We start from the raw sequence: 15327 nt of genomic DNA on the forward strand, positions 1-15327 counted from the left end.
CATGAGGGTCATGAAACCTTCCTGCGCTGGGCAGCGACCAATCATGAGGGTCATGATACCTTTCTGCCACCTGCTGCTTGGAAAAATTATAAACAACTTGTTTTACCTAACGCAGGGCTAAAATTATGATTGTTTGCTAAAATTGAACACAACCAAATTGATTAAACAGCACTAAAGCAATGGGCATTATTTGTTTACCACTGTCATTAATTTTTTAATGCCACCATCGCCAGATTCGTACATTAACAGTTTACCTGCCTGAGAATATAAATACATTGCCGGGTATTGTTTAGGTAAGAAAGTTGGAATAAACATGCGTTTTTTATCCTGCAACACCAATACATTGGGTTTCGCATTTAAACCTTTAGCGTATGAATTGAAAAATTGCGGAATAATATAGCCCTCATCCATCGTAATCATGTAAATATTTACATCCTTAAACTTTGCATAATTGGCATTTAAAACTTTACTCTCTCTCTGGCAATGTTCGCAGGTACAATCAAACAGAATAAAAAGGTTTTTCTTTCCTTGTTTAATATCAGTATTGGAAAATGCCTTTCCATCTAAACGGTAAAAGGTAAATTGGGGCAATAAGGTAGGCTGCTGTGCTTTTACCTGGAAAGTGATGGCGAATAATAAGATTAAAAGTAGGTTTCTGAATTTCATTTTAGATATTTAAACTTCAAACTTAAACGAATAAATACGAACATAATAATATATCCTTAGCTTTTACAAACAGATGAAAAATTTAATAGCCAAGTAAGCTTACATGCACAGTATAATGTATTTTAAAGCTTCAGTTGCGTTGTAATATTTTGGAAATGATTGCCGGCATTCCATAGCAATTGCAGCCCCGCCATCCACTTTATTCCGATGAAGGATCGGAATGTTCGCTCCTGTCAGGTTTAAGAACAAGGGTTTGGTAGGCGGATGAAAGGTGTAAGTACAATGCACAGGCCTGTGTTAAATAAACCCGATTGACGCGGAAACCAAAAGCTTTTTCTGCTTTTGTTGCAGCAAAAAGCGGGATTGAAGTTGCCAATAGCATTCACCACACATTTTCAAATGATATCCACATATGGAGGATTCATGTTTCTTAGCGATTTGGCCACTCAAATTTCACATATTTAATCGCTGCTATAAAAAATTAAAAAAAATTATCACGCCAATTTTTAGGATATTTGCAACCCAACATTTATATTTCACATACTTGTTGGGCATTACAACATCACATACTTTATTAAATTTTGAAAAACGATATCAACATAAAAAATAAAAGAGCTTATTTCGACTACAATCTTTTAGATAAATACGTAGCAGGAATTGCCCTTTTAGGAACAGAAATAAAAGCAATAAGACAGGGGAAGGCCAACATGACGGATGCATTTTGCATGTTTATAGGAGGCAACCTCTACGTGCGCAATCTTCATGTTTCTGAATATTCTCACAGTTCTTTTTACCACCACGATATTAAGCGTGACCGTGCCCTATTGTTACAGAAAAAAGAAATTAGAAAATTAAAGCTAAAGGGAGAAGAAAAGGGCTATACCATAGTACCCCTGCGTATTTTTATTAACGAAAGAGGCTTTGCTAAAATGGAAATTGCACTTGCTCAGGGTAAAAAAGAATTCGACAAACGCGATAGCATTAAAGATCGGGATACAAAACGGGAGTTGGATAGAGCGATGAAGAGGTAAATTAGTTTGGAGTTGAGGGTTTGGAGCTGGGAGTTAAATTAACTCAAACTCCCAACTCAATCACCATGCTTGGTCGCCTACTAAAGGTACAAACCTGAAAGTATCCAGTACAATTTTCTCGTAATCGGTTTCACTTACGCGGATAACAGTTACCATTTTTTGTGTTTTCTCGTCGCCAACCGGAATTACAAGAATGCCACCTATCCTTAATTGCTTTAATAAAATTTCAGGAACCAAAGGAGCTCCGGCAGTTACAATTATTTTGTCGTATGGCGCATGAGCTGCGATACCTTTTGAGCCATCTCCGCAATAAAAGGTTGGCCGGTACCCCATGCCAGGCAAAACCTGAACGGTTCTGTTGTAAATATTTTCTTGTCTTTCAATCGTAAAAACATTTGCGCCCAGTTCCATTAAAATACAGGTTTGATAGCCAGAACCGGTTCCGATTTCGAGTACCTTATCTCCTTTTTTAATGTGTAAAAGTTCGCTTTGATAGGCAACGGTATAAGGTTGTGATATGGTTTGCCCATCACCTATCGGAAAAGCTATATCCTTGTAAGATTGGTTCCAGAAAGTTTCGTCAAAAAAGAAATGCCTGGGAACTTTACCAATAGCCTTTAATACATTTTCATCTTCAATCCCTCGAGATCTCAACAACTCTACAAGTTTTTTTCTCGCTCCACGTTCCCGGTAATTATCAACAAATTTATACGCCATGAGCATCAAAATTAGCTTTTTTTAAACGGTGATACAATGGCAAAATGTGAGAATGATTAAATTAATAAATGGATTACCTGAATTAGAGATTGATACATTTTCCACATTGAAAATATTATGGAATGAATGAATTTTGAATGGGTGAGCTTTAAATAATTGGTTTTCTTTGAATCATTCAGTCATTCCATCCCTCAATTATTCACCCAGTTTAATACGGGTCTACATCGATTTGTGTAAAAACGCCCTTAAACTCTTTGGTCGCGTTAAATTGCGTAAGGGTTTCTCTTAAGGCATCTTTAACTTTCTGAATGGCAGTATGTTTATCGGCTTTAATAATGATCTGTTTAATATAAAGATTGCGCACACGGCTAACCAAAGGTTGTTCGGGCCCTAAAACCCTTTTGCCAAACTTTGCTTTTAAGATATTGGCAAGCGTAAATGCAGCGTGGTCCAAAACATGCGAATCCTTGTGTTTTACGTAAAGAAATATCATCCGTGAAAATGGTGGATACAGGAATTTCTCCCGTTCTACAATTTCATCGTTATACATCCCTTCATAATCGTTATTTACAACCTGTTTGATGATGCGGTTTTCGGCATCGTACGTTTGGATGCACACATTCCCTTGGTCGGCCCTTCGCCCTGCCCTACCCGCAACCTGGGCCAGTAGTTGAAAGCTGCGTTCATAAGCACGGAAATCAGGGTAACCCAAAAGCGTATCCGCATTGATTACCCCAATAAGGTTCAGGTTATCAAAATCCAATCCTTTTGCCACCATCTGTGTACCGATCAGAATATCCGTTTTCTTCTCCTGAAAGTCGTTTAAAATCTGTTGCAGGCCGTTTTTTGTGCGGGTGCTGTCCATATCCAGTCTGGCAATTGTTACCTCAGGATAAAGTAACCTGAGTTCTTCTTCAATACGCTCTGTACCAAATCCTTTTTGTTCTACATGCACTGAGCCGCAAGCCGGACAAATGTTAACACTACTTTGCTGATAGCCACAATAATGACAATGTAATTTACCACTGCTTTTATGGTAGGTTAAACTTACATCGCAGTTTACACATTTAGGGGTATAGCCACAGGTAGCGCAAATCAAGATGGTTGCATAACCCCTTCTGTTCTGAAACAGAACTATTTGTTCTTTTTTAGCTAGGGCCAGATCTATATCTTTAATCAACACACTCGAAAAGTACGAGCTCATTGTTTTTTTCTTTGTTTCTTCGGAGATACTCACCACCTGCTGGTTCGGAAGCTGAACCCCACCGAAACGTTCTTTCATTTCTACAAGTCCATATTTACCTTGCAAGGCATTATAGTAACTTTCTAATGAGGGTGTGGCCGATCCTAATACAACTTTAGCCTGATGGAGATAACCCAGGTAAATAGCTGCATCACGGGCCTGGTAACGTGGTGCCGGATCATATTGTTTATAAGAAGGCTCATGCTCCTCATCAACCACGATAAGTTTTAAATGTTCAAAAGGAAGAAAAACAGCAGATCGTGCACCCAAAATTACTTTATAGGCACCTGTACGTACTTTATTCCAGATTTCTACGCGCTCACTGTTGTTAAATTTGGAGTGGTATACCCCGATTGAGTTGCCAAAATAACGTTTAATCCGCTCTACAATCTGCGTAGTTAAAGCAATTTCGGGCAGCAAAAATAGCACCTGGCCATCTGTATTTTGGATAATCTTTTCGATCAGTTTAATATATACCTGCGTTTTTCCTGATGCCGTAACGCCATGTAATAAAACCACCTCTTTTTCTTCAAAATGTTGGTTAATCTGATTTAAAGCTTTCTGCTGACCTTCATTTAGCTCAAAATTTACACTAAATTCTTCATCATGAGCAGCCAAACGACTAACAGGCCTTTTCATTACCACAAAAATATCTTTGTCGGTTAATGCTTTTAATGCCGCAGGGCCGCAATTACTTTCTTCTAAAAGCTGTTCTTTAGAAATGGGAAGATTGGATTTTTGTAATTTCAGATAGGCCAACAGCGCATCAAGCTGCTTAGGTGCTCTTTCCAAAACGTTAAAAAGTTCTTTCAGGTGCTCCTCTTCGCTATAAAAATCGTTTAAAAGGATAAATGATTTTAGTAAAGGTTTATATTTCTGCACCACTTCTTCAGCAACTAAAACCAGCTCTTTATCCAATAGGTGATTAATAATCGGATAAACTGTTTTCTGCCCCAAGAGTTTAGAAACATCATTAACTGTTAGTTTTTGCTGTTGCTTTAAGGCATTAATAATAATTTCTTCCTTATCAGTAAGTTCAGTATCCTCATTGTACTCCTCGCGCAACATCAGTATGGTTTCGCTCGCCAGTTTTAAACTTGCCGGTAAGGCAGCTGCCATTACATCGCCTTCGTTGCACATGTAGTAATTCGTCATCCACGACCAGAATTTAAGCTGCGTTGGCGTAATTACCGGTTCGTGATCTACTACATCAATAATATATTTCGCCTCGTAAACGGTAGGTGGTACTGTAGAAATCCCGCTGATGAGTGCGGTATAAATTTTATGTTTACCAAATTGCACTACAACACGTTTCCCAACCGCAATCTGGTCATTGAGATCAAAAGGCACACGATAAGTATAGTTTTTTGCCAAAGATAATGGCAAAATAACTTCTACAAAAAGTGTTTCTCTTTCTGCAAAAATATCGTTTTCGTAAATATTCATTATTTATCTTTAAATGCTGCAAAAAAGAGCATTATCCATCCCAATACAAATAACAAACCGCCAATTGGCGTTATCGGGCCAATAAATTCAGTAAATCCTAAGTGGGATATGCTTCTGGTGGCCAATAAATACAATGAGCCCGAGAAAAGAATAATACCAAATGTAAAGCAGAAATAGGCAATATTAATCAGCTTGTTCCGGTAACGTGCAAAGGTAGAAAGGTATAACAAAGCAAACGTATGATAGAACTGATAATCAACACCTTTTTGCCAGATTTCTAATGACGGACCATCAATTAAGGCCTTAAGGCCATGGGCACCAAATGCACCCAGTAAAACAGCAACAGCACCAAAAAAAGAAGCAGTAAGGATTATTCGTTTATTCATAATTATTGCCAATAGCAATCGCTAAATTAATAAATTGAGAAAGAACTTCTCACTAATCAATGTAATAAATTAAATTTGTTGCATAGCAGATGAAAAAAATCGTAATTCTAACAAGTGCATTATTTTTGGGTGTAGCCTTTATGGCCTACATCTATTTTTCTAAATTGGGAACGGATAATGATGCAAAAGATCTTGCCTTGCAATCTGCCACAAACAATGCGGCACTGGTATTTTCTTTCCAGAACGACAAGGGTTTTTACGACATTATGGAAGGCCAACAGCTGATCCAGCAGGTTTTAGGTAAAGACAAAACAAACCTCTTAAAACAACTTAAAACAGCTATCATTAACGATAATCAGCTTAACCGATACCTTAAAGATCAACAGATTTACATCAGTGTACTTCCGGATTCGAACAAAACATTAAATTTTCTGATTACGCTACAGCTCCAGGAAGAAAAGGACTTAAAAAAATTGTACGAGCAATTGAAACTTAAAAAAGCAATTTCCGAACAGTCGAAAAACCGCTATACCGTTAAAGTGAATGATAGTTTATCTATTTATTTGGGTATCAACAACCAGGTACTCACTGCTTCTACCTCTTTAAAACTGATTAATGATGCCAATGTGCGTTTAACTGAAAATCCATTTACTGATTACATTAAAGAGAACAACAGGCAGATTAAAAATGTATTGGCCCACGTGTATATCAACTTCAATCAAGCTCCATTATTGCTGAAAAGTATTATAGCAGGTAACCTGAACGGCGAAATATCGATTTTTAATCAGCAGAACAGTTTTGCCGTACTCAATTATAATTTTAGTAAAGAAAAAGTACTTTTCAGTGGAAATACAGAATTGAAAGACCAGCTTAACTACCTTAAACTTTTCGAAAATACCGCTGCCCAAAACACATCCATACAAAATATTTTACCTGATAATACAGCAAATTATGCCCTTTATGCTTACGATGATTATAATAAATGGCTCAAAAAGCTTAAAGCCTGGCAAGAGCAAACCAAAGTAACAAACAAAGTTAATGGCGTTATTGAAAACGTTAAGAATAATTACAGGATAGATTTAAACGCCATATTTTCTACCTACACTAAAAACCAGTTTATCCTGTTTCAGCTCAGTACTACCGAAAAACTGGGCGCTGTGGCATTATCAAACGGAGAAAAAGCAAAACAGCTGCTATTGGATGTTAGTGCCGATTACAATGAAGACATTAAGTTGTTTAAATCATCAGACATTTTATACAGCTATTTTGGCGAGCCTTTTAAAAAATTCGGAAGGCCTTACTATGCCATTGTTGATAACAATTTGGTGGTGGCCAACAACGCAAGTACAGTGCAGTCATTTTTAAATGATTATAAAAACAACAGGCTTTTAATCCAAACGCCACAATACCTGAATGCGGTAAACCAAATTTCGACAACCTCTAATGTTAGCTACTACATTAACACTAAAAACTCGGCAGAAATTTTCAGGAACAATATTCAACTTCCATTTTACAAACATTTAAGGGCAGATAGTGGTTTAAAAAGTTTCGACACTTTTTATTATCAGATGAGTGCAGACAAGAACAAGTTTATTACTAACTTGCTTTTAAACAAATATTTAAAACCGGAAATACCAGATTCGTTAAGTAACCGTTAATTAGAAACAAGCCAGAAAACCATTTTACATGAAGAAACTTTTACTTGCGTTACTGGCTTTGGCCAGCTTCGGGGTTGCAAATGCTCAACAGTATGCACTTTTCGGAACGAAAACAATGTTTGATGCTTTCGAGAACCCTTCCCAAAAATCATTCACCCTTGATTCATCCCGAAAATTTTCTTCAAATTTTCTGCTGCCCTATTTTGGCGTAAATGCGATTAACAAGGGAGGTTCTAAATTTTTTATCCGCAGACTGACGCAGGAAGGCGAATATAATACCACAGGGATACCGATAGGAACAGGAGAGATTAATCATTTCTTCCAAAACAGTAACATTTATCTGGCTACCTTCCGCCTGTTTAAATCCTATAAGTACCAAAAAGAAATGGGATTTTCCTGGCAGATCAGGTCTGATGCAAATATTGATTATACGAATGAAACCCTGGCAATTTTCGATTCCTTTGAACGGTTTAATAAAGGCCAGCAATACTATGGCCTACTCGATACCAAAGGATACGAACAAAGTTACCATCAATTTAGCTTTACTTACCGTGAAAACTGGAACAAAAGACTGGCTTTTGGGCTTAAGGCCAGTGTGTTAAGCGGAATACTTTACAACAAACTTGATATTTCCAATTCATACTTATATATAGATCCTACCGCATCGGCATTATTGATTGGATTAAATGGCACATATTCGAGTAATTTCTCCGATTTTAATGAAGTAGATAAGAAAAATTTCTTTCCAAATTTTAAAAACCCAGGTTTATCACTAAGCTTTGGAACAAATTACACCACAAAAAAAGGGCTGTTTTTAATGGCTAATATTAAAGATTTAGGCTTTATCTGGTGGAGAAGCAATACCCAAAGAACTACGGTTAACCAATCTAAAATAATTGAGGATTTAGAAGATCGAAACAATACCAACCAGGAAATAAAAGATATTTTTCTCCTTTCAGAACAAAGCAAAAAATTTTTAACACCAACTAATGCAAAATTAGATATCTATCTATCTAAACGCTATGGTTTTTATAAACCTGGTTTAGCGGTTTCTAAAAGTTTGTTTTACAAAGGTGGAGATATAGCCCTTGTAAATACTTTTATTGCCAATAACTTTTCGGGAAGTATTACTCCTTTATATAATTTTAACGACGTTTTTATGGTCGGACTGCAAGGGAAATACCAAACTCCTAATTTCGAAATCTTTATGGGTACCGATAATTTAGTTGCAACCAGTTTTCAAACTTATGGCCTCATTAAAAAAGATGCAACTATAGGCAGTGGTCCAAACGGGGCTTCTTTTTACATGGGTGTTGGCATAAAATTCGGCAATGTGGTTAACCATCCACAGTTTGCAGATGTAATACCAGGCATTAATGATAAAGAAGAGGGAAGTTTCTTTAAAAATCTATTTTCTGTTTTTAAGCGGAAATAACTCAAACTAACTTTGCGCCTGCTGCTTTTTAGATTGCGTAACCACAAAATCTTTTAAATAAAAAGGCTCAAAATAAGCTACATCTTCAAAATTGCCTTTATTAAAAGCTTCGGTTGCCAAACGCGACATATAAGTTGCCGAATTGTAATTTGCTGCATCAAACGCTGCATGTACATGCGTTAATACTGCTGCACATTTTGCAGCACCATCGCCTAAAAAGGTTACAGGTTGTTGTAGAAGAAAATCGCCAAAACTTGTTTCATCAATAATTTTAGCTTCAGTTGGCGTAATTACACTTAAAGAAAGATCAAAAATAGAGGTATAAACTTCCATTCTGCGGGCATCAATCATCGGACAGATTAAACCGGTATAATGAGGATTTTTAGCAAGAAAGCCTGCGGCCATCATGGCCAGAGTTTCAATTGCAATTAAAGGCTTATCCAAAGCATAACAAAGTCCTTTAGCCGTAGAAACCCCAATGCGAAGACCGGTATACGATCCTGGCCCCTTACTTACTGCAATGGCATCTAATTCCTGATAGTTCAATCCAGCAGCTTTAATTACTTCATCTATAAATAAAGTAAGGTTAGCCGCATGCAGGTTTTGCCCCTGCTCTTCTTTTAATGAAATTGTTTCGCCGTTTACAGATAACGCCACAGAACAGATAGCAGTAGCCGTTTCTATTTGAAGTATATTAGCCATTGCCCAAAGATAAGTAAAAATGAAACAAAGATAAGTTTGGAGTTAGTCGTTTGGAGTAGATAAACTATTTAAGACCTCGTTTGAAAAACTATCCCTCTTGGCATATCATCCTGAGGGGTGATTTATTTAACTAATATAAGTGACAGAAGAATTTCAGGTAAATAAATTTACGCTGAGGGGCGTCATTGCTGAGAAAGCTTTTTCAGCCGACAAAGCACTCTTATAACAATCGCTACTAGCGTGGGCTTTAGCATTTGCTTCGTACCAGCAATGTCGACCGCTCTACTGAAGCCTGTCAATAGTAGCGTGGTCGAAAGATAAAACTAATGACTAATGAATAACGGAATGAATAAACCTACTAAGGAACAGGATCGTGGCCGTGTGCACCCCAGGGATGACAGCGGCCAATACGTTTCAAGGCAAGCCAGCCACCTTTAAATGGTCCGTGCTTTTTAATGGCTTCAATTCCATATTGCGAGCAGGTAGGTGTAAACCGGCAGTTTGCCCCTAACATTGGCGAAATAGCGTATTGATACACTTTAATCAGTCCTAAAAAAAACCAACCGAAAATTTTATTGATGAATTTCATTGGGTTGGATTAAATTTTGAAAGCGTTTAAAGGTTGCAATCAATTTTTTCTCGATAAAAGCAAATTCATATTTATCTTTTCCCACAAACTGAATAGAAAATAAAAGCAAGCCCTTATCTGTAGGCAATGGCAGATACAATTTATCTTGTTTGTTTAAGCGATAAGCTTCGCGGATACGGCGTTTAAGCAGATTACGATCTACTGCCCGTTTATATCTTTTTTTAGGAACATTGATCACCACCTGCGCCTGTACATCAGCCGGATGATCTATAAAAAGATAGGAAACCCGAAATGGGTATAATAAAAAAGAAGAACCGTTTTTAAACAACAGGTCTAAATGTTTCCTGCTGCATAACCGTTCTTCTTTTCTGAATGTGTACATATATTTTTGATTGATAATTGCAGATTTTGATCTGCCAATTCCGAATTAACGGAAAAGCAATCAAAAATTATGCTTTATGCTTGCGTTCGTCAGAAACTGTTAATCTTTTTCTTCCTTTAGCACGACGTGATGCTAATACTCGTCTGCCGTTAGCTGTTGCCATTCTTTCGCGGAAGCCGTGTTTGTTTCTTCTCTTTCTTTGCGAAGGTTGGTATGTTCTTTTCATGACTGTATATTATCTATTGTAAAATTAAGAGGTGCAAATATAAAGCGATTTCTCTACAAATGCAAGAGTGATTAATTATTATTTTTTCTATTTGATGCAAATTTATAAAATCTTTCGAAAAACGCGACTAATGGTCTGTTTATAATTGATTGTTTGCATTATTTGTTGCTCTTCATTAAACATTCCTTAGGGCAATCGTCATGCTGATCCGATAGCTATCGGATTTATTTCAGCATCTTTTAAGCTACTTTGAAGCGTTTACTCATAAGAAACCGTAATTAAATGTAATGAAAAGCAGAACTAATAATAACTTTAGCACTCAATTGCCTTCCAAAAAATATTAATCCGGTAAAACACCAACCGATTGATGGAATTGAAGGGTTAATTACAAACCCAGCGCTGCCTTTAGCTTTACGTAACCAGTTTTACTCACCGGTAACCAGATATCTGATTTTAACAACACTACGTAACTATCTTTCTCTTTGAGCTCTATTTTGGTTACCTGTGCGAGATTAATGATGTATGACCGATGTATGCGGATAAACTGGCTCACATCGAGTGTTTGTTCGAAATAAGCCATTGTTTTATTTTTGTAAAAAGCACCATCTACCGTACTCAATTTCACATAATCATCATCCGCTTCGAGGTAGTTGATATCAGCGACAGGAATAATCTTTATTACGCCATCTTTTTTAACCACTACCCTATTGTTTTGCGCCGGACTTAAAGCTGCAGCATCCAAAACAGCCTCGGTATTTGCGGTTTGGTTTAATTTGTTGGGTATTTTTTTAATCGCGGCATCAAAACGCGATTTATCAATAGGTTTCAGCAGATAATCTACTGCATTAACTTCAAAAGCTTTAATCGCAAACTCATCGAAAGCAGTGGTAAAAATTACCGCAGGTTTATCTTCAACCAGTTCGAGCATTTCGAAACCACTGATTTTGGGCATCTGGATATCCAGAAAAATTAAATCAGGCTTATGCAAGGTAATCGCTTTTAAGCCTTCAAACCCATCACCACATTCGGCTACAATTTCTATTTCTGCATGATCTGAAAGGTAATATTTTACAATATCTCTTGCTAAAGGCTCATCGTCAATTAGTATTGTTCTGATCATTTTTTTGTGGAATTTTTAGGGTTGTAATATATAAATTATTTGCCTCAATATCGGTTTGCAACAGATGAGTATTCGCAAATAACAGATATAACCTTCGTTTTATGGCAGTTAAACCAAATCCTGTCCCTCCCGCTGCTTTCATTTCCGGATCGAAAGGATTTTGTACACGCAACTGCAGAATGTTGTGTTCAACCGTAACATCTACTTTAATAGTAATGCCGGCAGAAGTATTGTAAAGGCCGAATTTTATGGCATTTTCTACAATAGGCTGCAACAATGTACCGGGCAAACAAAGGTTTAAGGTATCTTCGGCAACATTTACTTCGATATTTAACCTATGGCTAAACCTTACCTTCTCAATATCCAGGTACAACTGAATATACTCCATTTCTTCTTCTACCGAAACCCACAATTCATCATCACGTTTTAAAGTTCCACGAAGAAAAGAAGCCAGTTTGGTAATCATTACCCCTGCCTCTTTCGGGTTTACCATGGTTAAGGCAAATACCGAGTTTAAGCTGTTAAAAAGGAAGTGTGGTTGTAATTGGTGCCTTAATTTATTCAGTTCGGCCTCTTTAGCCAAACTTTTGACCGCAGAAAGCCTTTCGTGCGTTTCTGATTGTTCTTCTAACCTATACCATAGAATATTGGCCAAAGCACACCAGGCCAAACACATAAATGAAATCAATCCCCTAAAAGCAAAAGAAAAATTGTAGAAATCTTTATACTCTTTATAATCGGCAAAAATATAGAGCACTGCATATTTAGCAGCAAAAATAATTACAAAGGTAAGTGCAAGCGTAATAATGAGCACATACAATATCCGTTCATTTTTAGGTTGATAGTAACCCAGCATATTGCTGATACCAATACAGGCCAGGGCCAGTAAAAAATTATTGATCAGGCTATCCGTTACCGAAATCCACCACGAAAAATTTACTACATAATGCAATCCAACACCACACAGTACAGTCCATACTATTGCAATGGAAAGGGATGTTTTCTGTATTTGCGGAACGGATAAAGGTCTAGTTGTCAAAATGGTTTTGATTAGTTAATGATTTATTGTGGTGTTTCAGCTTTTCCAGATAATGGTCTACTGATTTCGGCTCAACAATTTTCGAACTGATTTCCACACCATCGGTAAGTTCTGCCACTTCCGATATTCCACCTACACCGATAAACTTCCATACTACTTTTTCTCCCTGGCAATTGTTAAAAGAGGGATTAAAATGAACGGCATTTAATTTGGCTTTATCTAAGGCCTGCGTTATACTTTCTGCTAGGATTAAACGCGTTTGCTCATTAAACTGGGGACTATGTTTCCCCTCACCACAAATTACCTGATAGATACAATTTACTGCAAACCATTTCATAGGCGATGTTTTATTAAATGTTTAGAAACTTTTTATCTCAATCCCCCCAAACAGTGCTGTCCCATCTAAAATTAATGTTTTTGTCATTTCAGCTACTGGCATCAAATGCGATCTTTTATCTTCCACGCTACCGAACAATGCAGTAACGTTCGATTTTATGGCCCAATTTTGCGGCACAATTAGTTTTACGCCTCCAAAAACAGCAGTAACATCAAGCGATACCGTTTCGGGGAAATCAGCCTGCGTCATTACAATATCCGCCCCTCCAAATACAGCCGTAATATCACCCCCCTGAAAGTTTTTAGAATAAACCGTTTGATTACTGCCTCCAAATACCGCCATTACATCAATAACATCGTTATTATTTGCGTTTTTGTCATCGGTGGCAGTGCCAAAATCAAATTCAGGTCTATTCTTGTCTTTACGTTTTTTCTTAAAAAAAGCATTATCCTTTGGCCTGAAGATTAAGAAACCGCCTACTATTACCAAACCCATTCCCAAGGCATATTTAGAAAGATCAAAATTTAATCCCGGTATATTGGTTAAAGTATTATAAGCACCAACCAAAATTAAAACCAGCCAGCCTATTCCTTTAAAGTTACGACGAACACCGATAAATACACCTAAAACGATTAAAAAATTAGACCAACTAAAAATCCATCTCGGAATATTTAGCCCCATATTGTTTAATAAAAATGCAAACCCTATAATTACGATGAGGAAACCCCTCCAAACCCTTCCCGAATTTTTAAGCTGGTTGTTATCGTTATGATTAATATTTTCCATGTGTGTTCATATTTAATAATCCAAAAGTATTGATAAGCACCCGAACCAAATAGATGATCCATGCAACAAGCGCATAAATGGCGGTAAGTAACCTTATTTTATCGGTGAAAATATTTTTGTTATTTTGAGATATGAAAATTTCCCTGTTTATAATGATGTTTACAATTTCTACCGGCTTATGTGCGCAGGAAATTAATAAGCAGTATAAGATTTACGATGTAAAAAAGCAGAAAACAATTTCGATAGATGAAATTGTTAATGATATGAACACAACTGATGTTTTATTTTATGGCGAAGACCATAACGATTCTATAGGACATTACCTGGAAGCAGAACTCTTTAAAAAACTTAACACCAAATACCCAAAAACAGCATTATCGTTAGAAATGTTCGCTACAGATGTACAGCCGGAAATGGATGAATTTTTGGCAGGCGTAATTTCTGAAAAGAATTTTATAAAAGAAGCCAGGGCATGGGGAAACTATAGCGACTATAAACCTATGGTAGATTATGCCAAACAGCACCAACTCCGGGTAATTGCGGCAAATGCAGCCACGCGCTATAGCAACGCAGTTACCATGGGTGGATTGAAAGCGTTGGAAAAATTTCCTAAAACATCATTTAATTTTTTGCCATCATTGCCTATCGATACCGCACATGGCAGATATTATGAAAAGTTTAACGAAACCCTGGGCGGCCATAACATGGGGACGATGAAAATTTATCAGACTCAAAATTTATGGGATGCTACAATGGCGTGGGCTATCAACAAATTTATTAAAGCCAATAAAGGAACAAAAGTATTACAGCTTAACGGGCGTTTTCATAGTGATGAAAAATTGGGCACCTTAGCAAAACTGGCAAAAGCCAACCCTAAATTAAAAATCCTGAACATTTCATCTTTTTCTGATGAAAGCTTTTCCAATCCTGATTGGGGAAAATTTACAAATCTTGGCGATTACATTATTATAACCAATCCAGCCGTAAAAAGAAGTTATCAATAACAAAAAAGCCGTCTCGATGTATTAACGAAACGGCTTTTATGTATTATGCTTTAGCTTTTAGCAAATCTCTTATTTCTGCTAAAAGCACTTCTTCTTTTGTTGGTACAACAGGTGCAGTAACAGCCACCGCTTCTTCTTTCTTCTTCATTCTGTTTATGGCTTTAACCATAATAAAAACAATAAGTGCCAGCAGCAGAAAATTGATGGCAACCGTAATAAAATTGCCATAGGCAAAAATTGCAGCATCGGGGGCAGCTTTTTTCGCATCAGCTAGTGAGGCTCCTGCCGGGATAAGTTCTGCACCTTTTCCCATAGCAAAATAAATGCTGCTAAAATCTGGCTTACCAACCATGGCGGCAACAACCGGCATAATCAAATCTTCAATTATACTGGTAACGATTTTACCAAAGGCACCGCCAATAATTACGCCGACAGCTAAATCGAAGGCATTACCTTTTACGGCAAACTCTTTAAATTCTTTTACAAACCCCATATTTTGTTTAGTATTAGTTTAAATATTTACTAAAGTAGCAAACATTAAATTCAATACAAACGTTTAG

17 protein-coding genes are annotated in these 15327 nt (G+C 36.9%); 4 read left to right on the forward strand and 13 right to left on the reverse strand.

Features of this window, described 5'->3' with window-relative positions; genetic code table 11:
- Window positions 1-186: 186 nt before the first annotated feature.
- A complete protein-coding gene (locus AC0IWE_RS07955; RefSeq protein ID WP_055905342.1) occupies window positions 187-666 on the reverse strand; it encodes a TlpA family protein disulfide reductase in 480 nt (159 codons plus the stop codon).
- Window positions 667-1247: 581 nt separating this feature from the next.
- On the opposite strand from AC0IWE_RS07955, the gene smpB reads away from it, so the two are divergent.
- Window positions 1248-1697: an SsrA-binding protein gene (gene smpB, locus AC0IWE_RS07960; RefSeq protein ID WP_055905348.1), complete on the forward strand. Its 450-nt coding sequence runs from the start codon at window positions 1248-1250 to the stop codon at window positions 1695-1697.
- A gap of 60 nt (window positions 1698-1757) precedes the next feature.
- On the opposite strand, the gene AC0IWE_RS07965 is transcribed toward smpB, so the two are convergent.
- From AC0IWE_RS07965 to AC0IWE_RS07975, 3 genes are all read right to left on the reverse strand, one after another.
- Window positions 1758-2414: a protein-L-isoaspartate(D-aspartate) O-methyltransferase gene (locus AC0IWE_RS07965; protein WP_055906551.1), complete on the reverse strand. Its 657-nt coding sequence runs from the start codon at window positions 2412-2414 to the stop codon at window positions 1758-1760.
- Window positions 2415-2622: 208 nt separating this feature from the next.
- Window positions 2623-5103 (reverse strand): replication restart helicase PriA, encoded by a 2481-nt coding sequence (priA, locus tag AC0IWE_RS07970; RefSeq protein WP_471792637.1) that lies wholly within the window; start codon window positions 5101-5103, stop codon window positions 2623-2625.
- Window positions 5103-5489: a DUF423 domain-containing protein gene (locus AC0IWE_RS07975; protein ID WP_029279875.1), complete on the reverse strand. Its 387-nt coding sequence runs from the start codon at window positions 5487-5489 to the stop codon at window positions 5103-5105. The genes priA and AC0IWE_RS07975 overlap by 1 nt, the downstream gene beginning before the upstream one ends.
- Before the next feature lie 89 nt (window positions 5490-5578).
- On the opposite strand from AC0IWE_RS07975, the gene AC0IWE_RS07980 reads away from it, so the two are divergent.
- A complete protein-coding gene (locus AC0IWE_RS07980; protein WP_471792638.1) occupies window positions 5579-7147 on the forward strand; it encodes a hypothetical protein in 1569 nt (522 codons plus the stop codon).
- 28 nt (window positions 7148-7175) lie between these two features.
- Window positions 7176-8582 (forward strand): DUF5723 family protein, encoded by a 1407-nt coding sequence (locus AC0IWE_RS07985; RefSeq protein ID WP_471792639.1) that lies wholly within the window; start codon window positions 7176-7178, stop codon window positions 8580-8582.
- A gap of 6 nt (window positions 8583-8588) precedes the next feature.
- Here AC0IWE_RS07985 and tsaB read toward each other — a convergent pair whose 3' ends face one another.
- The 8 genes from tsaB to AC0IWE_RS08025 all read right to left on the reverse strand — a co-directional run bounded on the left by tsaB (window position 8589) and on the right by AC0IWE_RS08025 (window position 13763).
- The gene (tsaB, locus tag AC0IWE_RS07990) at window positions 8589-9284 is read right to left on the reverse strand and encodes a tRNA (adenosine(37)-N6)-threonylcarbamoyltransferase complex dimerization subunit type 1 TsaB (protein WP_471792640.1); all 696 of its coding nucleotides are present in this window, start codon (window positions 9282-9284) and stop codon (window positions 8589-8591) included.
- 358 nt (window positions 9285-9642) lie between these two features.
- On the reverse strand, window positions 9643-9873 hold the full coding sequence (gene yidD, locus AC0IWE_RS07995) for a membrane protein insertion efficiency factor YidD (RefSeq protein WP_055905362.1): 231 nt from the start codon (window positions 9871-9873) through the stop codon (window positions 9643-9645).
- The gene (locus tag AC0IWE_RS08000) at window positions 9857-10255 is read right to left on the reverse strand and encodes a ribonuclease P protein component (RefSeq protein WP_055905365.1); all 399 of its coding nucleotides are present in this window, start codon (window positions 10253-10255) and stop codon (window positions 9857-9859) included. The genes yidD and AC0IWE_RS08000 overlap by 17 nt, the downstream gene beginning before the upstream one ends.
- Before the next feature lie 67 nt (window positions 10256-10322).
- Window positions 10323-10481 (reverse strand): 50S ribosomal protein L34, encoded by a 159-nt coding sequence (gene rpmH, locus AC0IWE_RS08005; protein WP_010601723.1) that lies wholly within the window; start codon window positions 10479-10481, stop codon window positions 10323-10325.
- Between the two features lie 385 nt (window positions 10482-10866).
- Window positions 10867-11601 (reverse strand): LytR/AlgR family response regulator transcription factor, encoded by a 735-nt coding sequence (locus AC0IWE_RS08010; protein ID WP_463495467.1) that lies wholly within the window; start codon window positions 11599-11601, stop codon window positions 10867-10869.
- Window positions 11579-12640, reverse strand: coding sequence for a sensor histidine kinase (locus AC0IWE_RS08015; protein WP_235526012.1), 1062 nt, complete (start codon window positions 12638-12640; stop codon window positions 11579-11581). The genes AC0IWE_RS08010 and AC0IWE_RS08015 overlap by 23 nt, the downstream gene beginning before the upstream one ends.
- Window positions 12630-12977: a DUF4288 domain-containing protein gene (locus AC0IWE_RS08020; RefSeq protein WP_471792641.1), complete on the reverse strand. Its 348-nt coding sequence runs from the start codon at window positions 12975-12977 to the stop codon at window positions 12630-12632. Before AC0IWE_RS08020 ends, AC0IWE_RS08015 begins: the two co-directional genes overlap by 11 nt.
- A 21-nt stretch (window positions 12978-12998) precedes the next feature.
- Entirely contained in the window at window positions 12999-13763 is a 765-nt protein-coding gene (locus AC0IWE_RS08025) for a LiaF transmembrane domain-containing protein (RefSeq protein WP_471792642.1), read from the reverse strand.
- A 131-nt stretch (window positions 13764-13894) separates the two neighbouring features.
- On the opposite strand from AC0IWE_RS08025, the gene AC0IWE_RS08030 reads away from it, so the two are divergent.
- Window positions 13895-14767 (forward strand): ChaN family lipoprotein, encoded by an 873-nt coding sequence (locus tag AC0IWE_RS08030; RefSeq protein ID WP_471792643.1) that lies wholly within the window; start codon window positions 13895-13897, stop codon window positions 14765-14767.
- A gap of 43 nt (window positions 14768-14810) precedes the next feature.
- Here the strand turns inward: AC0IWE_RS08030 and mscL are convergent, their stop codons facing one another.
- Window positions 14811-15260 (reverse strand): large conductance mechanosensitive channel protein MscL, encoded by a 450-nt coding sequence (mscL, locus tag AC0IWE_RS08035; protein ID WP_055905382.1) that lies wholly within the window; start codon window positions 15258-15260, stop codon window positions 14811-14813.
- Window positions 15261-15327 lie beyond the last annotated feature (67 nt).

The organism is Pedobacter sp. AC402 (assembly GCF_979252805.1).

Coding starts and splice junctions, on each gene's coding strand:
- priA (WP_471792637.1), bottom strand. CDS start 5,103: ATGAATATTTACGAAAACGATATTTTTGCAGAAAGAGAAACACTTTTT.
- tsaB (WP_471792640.1), bottom strand. CDS start 9,284: ATGGCTAATATACTTCAAATAGAAACGGCTACTGCTATCTGTTCTGTG.
- AC0IWE_RS08010 (WP_463495467.1), bottom strand. CDS start 11,601: ATGATCAGAACAATACTAATTGACGATGAGCCTTTAGCAAGAGATATT.
- AC0IWE_RS08020 (WP_471792641.1), bottom strand. CDS start 12,977: ATGAAATGGTTTGCAGTAAATTGTATCTATCAGGTAATTTGTGGTGAG.
- AC0IWE_RS08000 (WP_055905365.1), bottom strand. CDS start 10,255: ATGTACACATTCAGAAAAGAAGAACGGTTATGCAGCAGGAAACATTTA.
- AC0IWE_RS07985 (WP_471792639.1), top strand. CDS start 7,176: ATGAAGAAACTTTTACTTGCGTTACTGGCTTTGGCCAGCTTCGGGGTT.
- AC0IWE_RS07975 (WP_029279875.1), bottom strand. CDS start 5,489: ATGAATAAACGAATAATCCTTACTGCTTCTTTTTTTGGTGCTGTTGCT.
- mscL (WP_055905382.1), bottom strand. CDS start 15,260: ATGGGGTTTGTAAAAGAATTTAAAGAGTTTGCCGTAAAAGGTAATGCC.
- yidD (WP_055905362.1), bottom strand. CDS start 9,873: ATGAAATTCATCAATAAAATTTTCGGTTGGTTTTTTTTAGGACTGATT.
- AC0IWE_RS07955 (WP_055905342.1), bottom strand. CDS start 666: ATGAAATTCAGAAACCTACTTTTAATCTTATTATTCGCCATCACTTTC.
- AC0IWE_RS07980 (WP_471792638.1), top strand. CDS start 5,579: ATGAAAAAAATCGTAATTCTAACAAGTGCATTATTTTTGGGTGTAGCC.
- AC0IWE_RS08025 (WP_471792642.1), bottom strand. CDS start 13,763: ATGGAAAATATTAATCATAACGATAACAACCAGCTTAAAAATTCGGGA.
- rpmH (WP_010601723.1), bottom strand. CDS start 10,481: ATGAAAAGAACATACCAACCTTCGCAAAGAAAGAGAAGAAACAAACAC.
- AC0IWE_RS07965 (WP_055906551.1), bottom strand. CDS start 2,414: ATGGCGTATAAATTTGTTGATAATTACCGGGAACGTGGAGCGAGAAAA.
- AC0IWE_RS08030 (WP_471792643.1), top strand. CDS start 13,895: ATGAAAATTTCCCTGTTTATAATGATGTTTACAATTTCTACCGGCTTA.